This is a genomic window from Endobacterium panacihumi (genome assembly GCF_050847465.1).
GTDB classification, from domain to species: domain Bacteria; phylum Pseudomonadota; class Alphaproteobacteria; order Rhizobiales; family Rhizobiaceae; genus Neorhizobium; species Neorhizobium panacihumi.
The window spans coordinates 186,868-199,636 of record NZ_JBOZRA010000008.1 but is presented as its reverse complement, the minus strand read 5'-3'; the positions used below and the strand labels follow the sequence as shown (position 1 = coordinate 199,636).

The following is a 12,769-nucleotide window of genomic DNA, read 5'->3' as shown; positions in this document are numbered from 1 at the left end:
CGGCGGAACCTTGCCGCCACATAACGTCCGTCCTGCCTTTTTCCAGTAGCGCCATCACACCAGCTCCACATCCAATACACCGGGTGCGGCCCTCAAGGCCGCGGCGATTTCCGGTGACAGGCGGTAACGGTCGTTGAGCGAGACCTCGATTTCGCGGCGGCCATCATCCTTGATGACCACGAAGGAGACCTGGCCATCGCCGCGCCCGTTCAGATGCTTGGCGACGATCTTCATGGGGCTCGCATCGCGGACAAAGATGCGCAGCGCCTTCTGCATGCGCACCGATTGTTCTTCCAGCGACTGGACGTTCTGGATGCGCAGGCCTATGCCTTCCGGGCGTTCGTCGGCCTGCACGATGATGACCAGCGATTTGCCGGGCTCCAGCATGTCGCGATATTGCGCCAAGGCTTCGGAAAACAGGATGGCTTCGTAACCGCCGGACGAATCGGAGAAGGTGACGATGCCCATCTTGTTGCCGGTTCGGGTCTTGCGCTCCTGACGGCCGGTGACGGTGCCGGCGAGACGACCGGCACTTGCGCCCTTTTTCACGGCGACCGAAAAATCGGCAAAGGTCTGCACGCGCAGTTTGGCCAGCGTTTCCTTGTAGCTGTCGAGCGGGTGGGCCGAGAGATAGAAACCGAGGACCTGATATTCCTTCATCAGCTTGTCGGATGGCGTCCACGGATCGAAACTCGGCATGGCGATCTTTTCCGGCCCGCCGCAGCTGCCACCACCCGAGCCAAAAATATCGAACTGGCCGCTGGTCTTGTTTTCGGCCGCGCGCTGGGCGTAACCGATAATGCGGTCCATGCCCGTCACCAGAGCGGCACGGTCGATGCCGAAACAATCGAAGGCACCGGCAAAGATCAGGCTTTCCAGCACGCGCCGGTTGACCTGTTTCGGATCGATGCGCAGGCAGAAATCCTCAAGGCTTTCAAAGGGCTTGTCGCCGCGCACTTCAGTGATGTGATCGACGGCGCCTTCGCCGACCCCCTTGATGGCGGCGAGCGAATAATAGATGCGCATGTCGCCGGTTTCGAACTTGCGGAACGAGGTCTGCACCGATGGCGCCAGAACCTTGATGCCAAGACGTCCGGCGTCCTGCCTGAAATCGTTGAGCTTTTCCGTGTTGGCCATATCGTAGGTCATCGACGCGGCCAGGAACTCGACCGGGTAATGCGCCTTCATATAGGCCGTCTGGTAGGACACGATGGCGTAGGCCGCGGCGTGCGACTTGTTGAAACCGTAGTTCGCGAACTTTGCCAGCAGTTCAAAGATGTTCTTGGCCTGCGGCTTCGACACGCCGTTCTTGATGGCGCCATCAACAAAGCGCTCGCTCTGCTGGTCCATCTCCGCCTTGATCTTCTTACCCATGGCGCGACGCAGAAGGTCGGCTTCGCCGAGCGAATATCCCGACAGGACCTGCGCGATCTGCATGACCTGTTCCTGATAGACGATAACGCCCTGCGTTTCCTTGAGCAGATAATCGATCGACGGATGGACGGATTCGATCTCTTCCTCACCATGCTTGCGGGCATTGTAGGTGGGGATGTTTTCCATCGGACCCGGACGATAAAGCGCCACGAGCGCGATAATGTCCTCGATGCAGTCGGGTTTCATACCGAGCAGCGCCTTGCGCATGCCTGCACTTTCCACCTGGAACACGCCGACTGTTTCACCGCGTGACAACATCTCGTAGGTCAGCTTGTCATCAAGCGGGATGGTGGCGAGATCGACATGGATGTCGCGCTTGCGGCAGAAATCCACCGCCGTCTTCAACACAGTGAGTGTCTTCAGGCCGAGAAAGTCGAATTTGACGAGACCGGCCTGTTCCACCCATTTCATGTTGAACTGGGTGACCGGCATGTCGGATCGCGGATCGCGATACATCGGCACGAGTTTCGACAGCGGACGGTCGCCGATGACGATACCGGCGGCGTGGGTCGAAGCGTGGCGGTAAAGGCCCTCGACCTTCTGGGCGATATCGAGCAGGCGCGCGACGACCGGTTCGGCCTCCGCCTCTTCGCGCAGTTTCGGCTCTTCCTCGATCGCCTTTGACAGCGGCGTCGGATTGGCCGGGTTATTGGGCACCAGTTTGCAGATCTTGTCGACCTGACCGTAAGGCATTTCCAGCACGCGACCGACGTCGCGCAAGGCCGCGCGCGCCTGCAGCGAACCGAAGGTGATGATCTGGGCCACCTGCTCGCGCCCATATTTGCGCTGCACGTAGCGGATCACCTCTTCGCGGCGATCCTGGCAGAAGTCGATATCGAAGTCGGGCATCGATACGCGGTCGGGATTGAGGAAACGTTCGAACAGGAGCGAGAAACGCAGCGGATCGACGTCGGTAATGGTGAGCGCATAGGCGACCAGCGAGCCTGCACCCGAACCACGGCCGGGACCGACCGGAATGTTCTGATCCTTGGCCCATTTGATGAAGTCGGCAACGATGAGGAAGTAACCCGGAAACTTCATCTTCTCGATGACGCTCAGCTCGAAATCTAGCCGGTCGTGATAATCCTTTTCGGTATAACCGGCGGTTATGCCAAGCAGCCTGATACGGCTTTCCAGCCCCTCGACCGCCTGGCGGCGCAACTCGGCCGCTTCCTTGCGCTCGTCTTCCTCCGGGTGATCGCTGACGCCGGTAAAGCGGGGCAGGATCGGCTTGCGGGTGTTCAGGATATACGAACAGCGCCGCGCGATCTCGACCGTGTTGGCAAGCGCTTCGGGAATATCGGCAAACAGTTTTGCCATTTCCGCGCGGCTCTTGAGATAGTGATCGGGCGTCAGGCGAAAACGGGTATCGTCCGACACGATGGCGCCGTGAGCCACGGCCATCAGTGCATCATGGGCATCGTAATCGTCGCGGGTCGGGAAAAACGCCTCATTGGTGGCGACCAGCGGGATTTCGTGATCATAGGCCAGTGCGATCATCGACTTTTCATGACGACGGTCATAACGGCCATGACGCTGCAGCTCGACATAAAGCCGGTCGCCAAAAATCTCCTTCAGCCGCAACAGCCGGGCAACCGCCTGCGGACGATGGCCGTCGTTCAAAGCCATATCGACCGGCCCGGTGCCGGCACCGGTGAGCGCGATCAGACCTTCGGCCCCCATTTCCTCCAGCCAGGACTGTCGGATGTGGATACCGCTACTCCCTCCCTCGCCGCCGAGATAAGCGCGGCTGACGATATCGACGAGGTTTTCATAACCGGTCTGCGTGGCGGCAAGCAGAACGATGGCCGGCAGTTTCTGCAGACCATTGCCACGTTTTTCGTCGGTCGCATCCTCCATGTCGATCGACATCTGGCAGCCGATGATCGGCTGCAAGCCGTCGCCCGACGCCTTCTGGGCGAATTCCAACGCAACGAAGAGGTTGTTGGTATCGGTAATGGCGATCGCCGGCTGACCATCTGCGACGGCCTTGCCAAGGACCTTTTTCAGCGGCAGTGCGCCTTCCAGCAGCGAATAGGCCGAATGGAGACGCAGATGCACGAATTGCGGCGTGGCTGCACCCTGCCCGGCTCCCTGGCCGTTCGTTACTGCGGTCACGTCTTTATGGTCTGCCATGCTGTCGCCGATGCCTTTTCGATGAATCGGCCTATTGTCCGGCCTGGACGCCCGAGAGTCCAGTTTCGAATGCGGATCTCAACGTCATTCACAGCCTTGGCATTCACAGGCCCACACGGTCACTTTCAACGGCCGGGCCTTGCACGGCCCCGGGCACATCCCGAGGCTTTTCCTGAGGGGCAGCCGCGCTCTCGCGCCGACGGTCCCAAAAGTCTTTTCACATGGCCATCATGAAAAGTGACAGGCTGGCCAGAAAGGTCGCGATCGATGCGAATGCGGCAATATCACGAAGAAGGTCGGTCATTCGTAGTCTCCCGTGTTCGTTATGTTTGTATTTTGTTCTCATTTCGTACTCAGAGTCAATACAAGAACAAACGGTGAATGAAAATTCTTTTCGATTGACGGTTCGCGGGATTTTCGTGCTGGCGGGAAGGCATTGAGTCGTCTGAGGAATCCCGGACAGAGTCGGGCCTTGGCGATCTCGGTATTTTCAATTTTTGCCCGCTGTCGTTGCGGGTTATGCGGCCGGGGCACGCCCTGTGCCTCCTAATTTAATTTTATAATGGCGCACGACGTGCCCCGTTCGGGTCCTCGGGTTAAACCCGAGGATTTCCGCGCAACTCCGGTCCTTCTGCGGCGACTCGCTGTTATTGGTTATTAGATCGAGCCGGTTTGTGTGCGACACACGCACGCCCCGCCATCTTTCAGGCGAGAGGAAGACCATTTTCTGCGCAGCCCCGCATGGATCACCTGCATCAGGGCGTCCCATGCGATCACCGGCTCTATCTCGCCGGCAATGCGGACCGGTGTAGCCGAAACAGAACGCGATGAGTGTCGCACATTCTGGAAATGCGGGGATGAAATTAGATACAAGATCTTGATTTTGTTGGACCGCAGGGTGTCGGCTCGAGGAGAAAATATTCTTTTTGCGACATTGAGTGCCGTTTTTGTTGTGTATTGGCGGAGGTGGCCTCCTCTCTCCTCTACGTCATTCCGGCCTTGAGCCGGGATCTAGCCACCGCGCGTCCGCGCGGTGAGAGAACTCTTCCTTCACGGTGACCGGATCTGAGTCTATCGCGCCGCGGACGCGGCGCTGCTGGATTCCTGTGACAAGCACAGGAATGACGGGAGAGAGGGCCGGAGCGATGGAGTGGGCGGCCGGAATGGCGAAAGAGAGAAAGTCGGGGCGGCGATTGCCTCGCTTATCGCAAATCGGACAGTTACGGACAGAGCGCAGCATAATACCTGCCTTGCGCCTTGAACCCGCCATCGAAACCGGCTTAGTCACGCCATCTGCCAATGCCAGCCAAATAACGCGAGCCACATCATGATCGACCTGCGCCACGAGCTGTTTGCCGCCGCCTCGTTTCTGTTTGCCGCCGCCCCCTCGGTCGCAGCGGAAGAGCCCTGCGACAGGCAGGAATTTGGCGGCGCGCGTTATATCGTCTGCTCGGTGGAAGCGAAGGATGCGCGGTTAAAACTGTTCTGGCAGAAGGCGGATGGCGCGCCCTATCGCTGGTTCGGCACGCTTTCGGAGGCGATGAAGGCGCAAGGCAAGGCGCTGGTCTTTGCCATGAATGCCGGCATGTATGGCACCGATTATGCGCCGATGGGGCTTTATATCGAGGGGACCAAGGAATTGCGGCCGGCGGACCTGAAGACGATGGACGGGCCGCAATCGAAAATTCCGAATTTTTACAAACAGCCCAACGGCATCTTCTATTTTGGCGCCGATGGCGCCGGCATTCTGGCGACCGGCCGGTTTCTGAAAGAACGGCCGCAAGCGGAGTTCGCCACGCAATCCGGCCCGATGCTGGTAACGGACAACACCGTGAACCCGATCTTCATCGAAGGATCGAGCGACCGCACGCGACGCAGTGGTGTGGGCGTGTGCGCGGGCGGCGACATGCGCTTCGTGATCAGCGAGGACGATGTCAACTTTTTCGATTTCGCAGCCGTCTTCAAAACGCATCTCGCCTGCCCGGATGCGCTGTTTCTCGATGGCGGACAGGGGGCGGGATTTTTCAACCCCTCCCTGAAACGTGCCGACTGGTCATGGCATGGCGGTTACGGGCCGATGATCGGTTTTATCGAATGATCAGGCCCCCCTTTTTCAGGCAGGCTTCAGTGTGATCACCGTCAGTTCCGACGGCACGCCGAGGCGCAGCGCAAAACCGATCCACAGGGCCGTGCCGTTGTTGACGTAAAGCTGCATGCCATCGACATCGTATAGGCCGGACACAAAGCCGTTGTTGAAACGGGCGACGAGCTGGTCAAAACCGCGGATCATGCCGCCATGGGTGTGGCCGGAGAGCTGCAGATCGGCACCGGCAGCGGCCGAGATGCGGGCATTGCGCGGCTGGTGATCGAGCAGGATGACGGGCGCGCCTTCAGGAGCGCCGGCCAGCGCCTTTGTCACATCAGGACCTTCGCGTTCGAAACGGGTGGCGTTGACATCGTTGACGCCGGCCAGCGTGAGTTTTCCCGCGCCGCGTTGCAGCACGACATGGCCATTGGAAATGGTGGTGAGGCCAAGCTGCTGGTATTTGTGCATCCACGCGTCATGGCCAAAATAATATTCATGATTACCGGGGATGGTGAAGACGCCGTCTTTTGCCCGCAGCTTGGCAAGCGGCGCGATATCCTTTTCGCGCGCCTGCAGCGTGCCGTCGATGAGATCACCGGTGAGCACGATGAGATCGGCATTCTGGGCGTTGGCGAGCGCCACGGTCTGTTCTGCCCATGGGGCTTCGAACAGGCGGCTCAGATGCAGGTCGGTCAGCTGGATCATGCGATAACCATCAAATTCCGCCGGCAGGTTTTTGATCCGCACTTCCATTTCCTTGACCGGCGGCACGCGGATGGCCTGGGAGACGGCAAAGGCGGCGATGGATAGCGCGATCACGCCGACAGCATAACGCAAGGTGGCCGGCACACGGATCGTGCGGCGGCGGATGGCGGCCGTGATCAGCGACATGACGTCGATGGCCAGTTGCAGGATGGCGAGGAAAAGAACGGAGCCCGCCAGCCAGTTGACGCCGATCATGACGGCGCGCGGCACTTCCGGCGAGAACATCGTGCCGAAGACGAGGAGGCTGAGATAGCTGTGCTGGAACACCACGATCAGCGTGATGGCGATCAGCGCCTTGATCCATTTCGGCCAGGGCATGGGCCAGAGGAAACGGGCGACGACGTAAAGGCTCAGAAGAAATTTGAAGAGATGAAACACGGGGAGCGGCACTCGAAGGGCGGGATCGGACGCCTTAGATCGTCGCGTTCTCCTGTCATATCAAGGTGCTGACGGGATTTTGATCGGGCTTGCCAGGCCTGAGAGGGAAGATTAAGCGATGCCGATGAACATTGATGAAAGCCTCAGCCTTTACGGCCTGCCACCTTCGGACGATGCCCTGCCCGCCATTCGCCAGCTTTTGCAGGGCGAAGCGGAACTGGAAAAAACGGAACGCGGCGAGGAACGTACGCCGGACCTTGCGCTGCTCTGCTGCGTGCAGCTTTTCTCAAGGGCGCTGGACGAGGATATCATGCGGATCTGGCGGGCCAAAACCTCCGGCTTCGACATGCATTGTTCGATCGACGTACAGCTTTTGTGCGGGCCCGGACTGGAAGAGACCAAGGCCTATCTGCGGCAATCGACAGAGCCGGACGCGGCCGAAGCGCTTGCCTATATCGAGGAATGCGAAAGGGCCGGCGATTTCGACGACTTTACCCCGGAAGGCGATCTCGCCTTTCATTGCAACACGTTCGGCGTGACGCCTTAGGGCCAAAGAGGGCGCACACACGCCCTCTCCGATGATGGGATCGCTGAGGGGCGGATCAGCCGCCAGGGGTGCACGCACCTCCCCGCCCCTCGAAACGATCAATGCGTGGCGCCGGAACCGCCGGCGGCGACCACGACAAAGGGCTGGCCTTCGACGGCGATGGTGCGCTCTTCCTTCAGCGTCTTCGGATCGATGACGCGCACCAGGCTGTGGCGCGGATCGGTGATGACGATGTGATCACCTGCAACGGCCAGACGCGGGCGCGGATCGCGCCAGTGGCCATCCTTGCTGTAGGGCTCGGTGACGGTTTGCGACAGCGTGATCCTGGCATCGATCGTGTCGATCAGGTGCAGTTTTCCGTCCTCGGTCAGTACATAGGCATTGCGCGGTTCGGCCGGATCGAGCGCGAAATCGACGCGGCGGGTGGGCAGGTCGACGAGGCGGTAAGGCTGATCCTTGTCATCGGGATCGATCAGCGCGACCTTGTCTTCCCCATAATTGCCGAGGAAAAACTGCATGGATGTGCCGCCGAGCAGCGTCGAGACCTTGCCCTTGGGCAGCGTGTCGCCATAGGCGATCAGATCCAGCTTCGGGGCTTCCGAACCGTTCGGGCGCACGACGAGCACGCCTTCCGTGCAGCCGAAGGCGACGAGGCGGGCGGAGGTGGCTTCGCCGTGCAGATCCGAGCAGGTGGCGATATCGCCGAGCTGCTTGCCTTCACGATCGAGCACGCGCAGGCCACGGCGTGGCGGCAATTCGCCTTCCTTCACCGTCACATCCGTCTTCGGCACCGAGGTGAGCAGGTAATTGCCCATGGGCACGGCAACACCATGATGGGCGAGCGTGGTTTCGAAACCGCGGATGGCCGGTTTGCCTTCGATCAGTGCTTCTTCGGAGAGAAGGTCGAAACGGTTGTCGCGATCGTAGAAGACAGCGATGTCATCACCATGCGTCACGACGTGACCCGGCTTCTTGCCGGTGATCGTTGTCGGCAGCGGCTTTGGATCGGAAAGCTCGATATCGCGGTGATCACCATGGTCGGACAGCGCCACGCCGGTATCGATCGCCTGGACGAGGTTTTGATCGCCCTGGATAGCGAACAGGGTGCGGCCGCTTTCCGACAGCGACAGGGCATTAAAACCCTTGGTGTCGAAACGGCCGATCTCCTTGCCCGAGGCAAGATCGATGGCGCGTACGACGGGCAAAGTGTGATCGGCAATAAACAGCCGCCAGCTTTCCGCATGCTCTTCTTGCGCCAACGAAATCTGCGGCATGAAGACAGTGGAGGCGAGCGCGGAGGCGGCGAGTGCCAGGCCGTAACCGGTGCGGGACATGGGGTCTCCTGTAAATGTAACTTTATAACATACGTATCGTTATAAAGTTACAGATGGCTTGTCCACTGCCGAGTGCTGTCGCAGGTGAGACAGTGCATCCTGCCGCTGTGGAAAACAGTGATCCTTGAGGACGCAATCGAGCCGCAAGGGCATCCGAAACCAACCTTACGGAGGGTGGCCTATGCCTTAAATCGCTTGATAAAGCGGGGTAAAACTACCCATTCTGCATATCTGACACGGTATCCAGATATGCAAACCCATAAAAATCGGCGGGATTGTCCGAAAAACGACAAAACCGCCCTTGCCGGAAGGCGATTTTGCGAAAGATCATGCGCAGACTGATTTGAAAAAGGACAATTTAAACGGGGCATATGAGAGGGGAAAAGGTGGATGGGAGACACCTATTCGTTCAACAACAAACCGCATTATGGTTATTTCACCTGGGATATTGCCAGGGATGAAATCTGGGGCGATGCCACTTTTGCAGACAATCTCGGCCTCGATGCGGAGACGGCGAATACCGGCTTTTCGGTTCTGCATTATATGGAACTGGTCCACCCGGACGACCGCGAGAAAGTGGCGACGGCGACGCGAACCGCGGTGCTGACGGGTAATCCCTACATGGTCATCAACCGGGTCTGCCGTGGCGACGATATCGTCACCATCCGCAACCGTGGCACATGCTTTCGTTACCGTGACGGCCTGCCGAGCATGGCGACCGGGATGCTCGAAGTGCTGTCTGTGGAAAAACTTCGCCCGCCGGCAGCCAACGAGCAGCCGTCAGCAAATACCCGTCGGGCATCGGCCAATCCTGCACACAGGCAGCGGCGCACATTGTTCGAGCCACAAGACTGATTTTCAAGCGCAGGACGAACTGCACGCATGGCATTCAGGTTTTTCCGCCACAGGACGGCGGAGCAGAAACAGCGCGAAATCGACATGGCGCGCGTCATGTTGAAAACAGGCGGTGTCCTGATCTGCATTCCGATCGGATTGGTGGCGTTCGGCCTTGCCTTTCCCATCTTCATGCCGCTTCTGCGCGGCATCGCCATCCTCTTCGGCCTTATCGCTGGGTGGGCACTGTTGCATGGCGGCGCCGACATGCTGGTGGCGCGCACCTATGGCCAGCGCAACGGCTTTTTCGGTGCCATCGGTCTGCTGATCGTGATCGGTCTGGTGATGACCGCTCTGACCGGCGGCGAATTTTTGCGGGACTTTTTGCCGTAAGAGCTGCCGTCGGTGCATGCGTTCTGGCGATTGGCATGCGCAGACTGATGAATGGACTGCGCGGCATCTCCGGAAAACGCCCCCCCCCCCCGCGCGGCCCAGATGCAAATGCTTCTCAATACCATAACAAACTGTTTTTGTTGACTTATTTTGAACGAGTCGATATCCGGACCGCATTCGGGGAGTAGCAACCGTCAATTCTGACGGGGCGACGTCAACATGATCGCGGGCATTGCCCCGCGTGGCGCCGCCAGCCTTTTTGTAAAGGCCCTGCGAGACCGTTGGCGGCGGCGCATCTGGGGCAGATGCGTGGGTTTGCCGTCCAACCGCACGTCCCGACGAAAGACCAAACATGTCTCCCTTCACGATCGCCGCGCTCGCCGTCGGCATGTCCATCGACGCCTTTGTCGCATCCGTCAGCCGTGGCGCCGGACTGAAACGCCCGCCACTCAAGGAAGCGTTGCGCACCGGCCTCGTCTTCGGTGTCGTCGAAACCATCACGCCGCTGATCGGCTGGTTGGCCGGTATCGTCGCCAGCCAGTATGTGCAGGCCGTCGACCACTGGATCGCCTTCACCCTGCTCGCCATCGTTGGCGGCCGCATGGTGATGGAGGGTTTTTCGCGAAAAGAGGAAGCGGAGCAGGCAGGTTCGGACAATCGTTCGATCCTGATTCTGATGGCGACCGCGATCGGCACCAGTATCGATGCCATGGCCGTCGGTGTGTCGCTCGCCTTTCTCGAGGTCAATATCGTCATCGTGGCGATTGCCATCGGTTTCGCCACCTTCGCCATGTCCACAGGCGGCATGCTGCTGTCGCGTCTGATCGGCGTGCGTTTCGGCAAATGGGCGGAAGTCATCGGCGGTATCGGGCTGGTGGCGCTGGGGGCGTCCATCCTGTTCGACCACCTGACGGCGTGATTTATCCTTGCCTGTCGGGCTTTGTGCCTGGCGGCGACAGAAAATAGCGGCGCCCCCACAATTCCCAAAATGTCCATTGCGACAGGCACAGGAGGACGGTGGCGCCGTCTTCGACCATCGAAAATCCAAAACGCTGCCAGATCAGCAGCATATAAAGCGCGGCCGCCAGATAGAGAACGGTCATGCTGCCCAGCAAAACACTGACGGCCAGCGCCGCAAACCGGTGGCGCAGGAGGATCAGGGCAAGGCCAGCGCACGCCAGCAATGTCAGGATGATGCTCGATACCAACAACAGCCCGACATAATGGACGACGCTATCGCCCCCGCGTGAAACGAGTTCAAGCGCATTGAGGCGGATCGTGACCAGCTGCCCCTGATAGAGCCCGATGACCGTGAGGTAAAAGACCAGCAGCCGGATCGTCCATGTCATCCGGCCGGACGCCCTGCCTCATAAGCCGAATCCAGTGCCGCCCGCCGTGCATTTGCCGGCAGCACCCCGATATCGAGGCGTTGCGCCGCCGAAAGCGGCAGATGTTCGAGCAACCAGCGCGCCAGAAGCGCGTCGGCATCGCAGGCGCGCAGCTTCAGCGCTTCATAGGATGCGATGCCGCCAAGGCGTTTTGCCAGCGGACCACCCTCCTCCAGATCGCTGACGATCTTTTCTCGCAAGGCTGCCGGCTCGATGGTGACGGGCGTATCGGTAACCTGCGCCAAGGGCGCGATGCGGACGAGCGGCAACGCATCCGCCGGCACCGGTTTCGGGCGTCGACGGAAAAAGCCGGTCGTGCCGAGTGCTCCGCGTTTGCCGTTTCTCACCTGCCCTTCGATGGCGACAATCTGCACCGCCTGGCCTACGCGAAAACCGTATTCCTGCGGCTCATCCGGCGCGCCACCGTAACTGCGGCAATCGACGATCACGGCCGGAGCGCCGGGTGAGAGCTCGGCAGCGGCAACATAGGGCTGGTCGAAGACGTCGCGATCGCCATCCTCATCGGCAACAACCGCCGTGCCGATCGGCGCCTCGCCCTTTGTTTCGAAAGTCCGGCCGGTCCAGGCAACATTTTGCGACACGAAAGCGGGATAAAGCTGCTGATAATCAACGGGACCGGGTGCGCGCACGGCGCTCGAAGAGAGCCTGTCGGTCGCGACGAAATCGGTCAGGCATTCAAGATCCGGCGGACGACGGGCAGGCTCGATGATGCGGCCATCGCGCGGCTCGAACTGCACGACATAGTTCGGCAGCTTGTCGAAATCCTCGCCATGGGCGCCCGGCTCCTTGTCCCATTCGACCGCCGTCACGGTGACGGCGTAATCACCGTTTTCGACCTCGACCCAGTAATCCTCGTTGTCCGATGTCTGCGCCATCTGCTCAAGGCCGGGCAGCGCATCGGAATTATCGAGAAAAACGCGGCTATGGCGCACCGTATAGGGAAAGATCCAGCTTGGGCCGGCATATTTCTGTTCGCGTTCGGTGATGGCGCCATTGGTCAGCCGCACGGCAAAACCGCCATCGCTGCCGGTGCACCAGGCGATCAGGCGACCGGCGGCGCTTTCTGAAGGATAGATGAAAGGCTCGGAATACCAGGCGATCGGCCATTCGGCGACATGCGTGAAGTCGTCCGGGTGGAAGATGACGATATGCGCGACATCCGTCGGCATCATCAGTTTTTTGGAGAATTCGGTCATGGATCCCGCCGCAAGTCATTGTTGTCGCCGGGAAAATAGGCCGTGAAGCTCGGTTTGGAAGTGTGGAAGAGGTCGATTGGGGGATTATACCCCACTGATGCGAGATTCCGTCTTAGACTGTATCGTTATAGCAGACACTCTTCAGCCCAAGGACTTGGGCTGGCTGGATCCCGGCTCAAGGCCGGGATGACGCTGGAGGAGTGCAGCGATCAATACAAGACGGCCCGGTCATGCCGGGCCGTTTTCATTTCCATTTC

10 protein-coding genes are annotated in these 12,769 nt (G+C 59.7%); 5 read left to right on the top strand and 5 right to left on the bottom strand.

Features of this window, described 5'->3' with window-relative positions; all coding sequences use genetic code 11:
• Nucleotides 1-54 precede the first annotated feature (54 nt).
• Complete coding sequence (gene dnaE, locus ACRQ1B_RS25865; RefSeq protein ID WP_432296991.1) at nt 55-3,570, bottom strand: DNA polymerase III subunit alpha; 3,516 nt, start codon at nt 3,568-3,570, stop codon at nt 55-57.
• A gap of 1,327 nt (nt 3,571-4,897) precedes the next feature.
• Here dnaE and ACRQ1B_RS25860 point away from each other — a divergent pair.
• Nucleotides 4,898-5,668 carry a phosphodiester glycosidase family protein gene (locus ACRQ1B_RS25860; RefSeq protein ID WP_432296990.1) on the top strand — a complete coding sequence of 257 codons (771 nt, stop codon included), beginning with the start codon at nt 4,898-4,900 and terminating at the stop codon, nt 5,666-5,668.
• 15 nt (nt 5,669-5,683) lie between these two features.
• On the opposite strand, the gene ACRQ1B_RS25855 is transcribed toward ACRQ1B_RS25860, so the two are convergent.
• Nucleotides 5,684-6,799 carry a metallophosphoesterase gene (locus ACRQ1B_RS25855; RefSeq protein WP_432296989.1) on the bottom strand — a complete coding sequence of 372 codons (1,116 nt, stop codon included), beginning with the start codon at nt 6,797-6,799 and terminating at the stop codon, nt 5,684-5,686.
• A 118-nt stretch (nt 6,800-6,917) separates the two neighbouring features.
• Here ACRQ1B_RS25855 and ACRQ1B_RS25850 point away from each other — a divergent pair, with 118 nt between their 5' ends.
• The gene (locus ACRQ1B_RS25850; protein WP_432296988.1) at nt 6,918-7,346 is read left to right on the top strand and encodes a hypothetical protein; all 429 of its coding nucleotides are present in this window, start codon (nt 6,918-6,920) and stop codon (nt 7,344-7,346) included.
• A 98-nt stretch (nt 7,347-7,444) separates the two neighbouring features.
• On the opposite strand, the gene ACRQ1B_RS25845 is transcribed toward ACRQ1B_RS25850, so the two are convergent.
• Complete coding sequence (locus tag ACRQ1B_RS25845) at nt 7,445-8,680, bottom strand: hypothetical protein (protein ID WP_432296987.1); 1,236 nt, start codon at nt 8,678-8,680, stop codon at nt 7,445-7,447.
• A gap of 390 nt (nt 8,681-9,070) precedes the next feature.
• Between ACRQ1B_RS25845 and ACRQ1B_RS25840 the strand changes: the two genes are divergently transcribed.
• From ACRQ1B_RS25840 to ACRQ1B_RS25830, 3 genes are all read left to right on the top strand, one after another.
• The gene (locus ACRQ1B_RS25840; protein WP_432296986.1) at nt 9,071-9,535 is read left to right on the top strand and encodes a PAS domain-containing protein; all 465 of its coding nucleotides are present in this window, start codon (nt 9,071-9,073) and stop codon (nt 9,533-9,535) included.
• Between the two features lie 27 nt (nt 9,536-9,562).
• Nucleotides 9,563-9,907 carry a hypothetical protein gene (locus ACRQ1B_RS25835; RefSeq protein ID WP_432296985.1) on the top strand — a complete coding sequence of 115 codons (345 nt, stop codon included), beginning with the start codon at nt 9,563-9,565 and terminating at the stop codon, nt 9,905-9,907.
• Between the two features lie 352 nt (nt 9,908-10,259).
• The gene (locus ACRQ1B_RS25830; RefSeq protein WP_432296984.1) at nt 10,260-10,826 is read left to right on the top strand and encodes a manganese efflux pump MntP; all 567 of its coding nucleotides are present in this window, start codon (nt 10,260-10,262) and stop codon (nt 10,824-10,826) included.
• A 1-nt stretch (nt 10,827) separates the two neighbouring features.
• Here the strand turns inward: ACRQ1B_RS25830 and ACRQ1B_RS25825 are convergent, their stop codons facing one another.
• Both ACRQ1B_RS25825 and ACRQ1B_RS25820 read right to left on the bottom strand, forming a co-directional pair.
• Nucleotides 10,828-11,256 carry a hypothetical protein gene (locus ACRQ1B_RS25825; protein WP_432296983.1) on the bottom strand — a complete coding sequence of 143 codons (429 nt, stop codon included), beginning with the start codon at nt 11,254-11,256 and terminating at the stop codon, nt 10,828-10,830.
• Nucleotides 11,253-12,512, bottom strand: coding sequence for a hypothetical protein (locus tag ACRQ1B_RS25820; RefSeq protein WP_432296982.1), 1,260 nt, complete (start codon nt 12,510-12,512; stop codon nt 11,253-11,255). The genes ACRQ1B_RS25825 and ACRQ1B_RS25820 overlap by 4 nt, the downstream gene beginning before the upstream one ends.
• Nucleotides 12,513-12,769 lie beyond the last annotated feature (257 nt).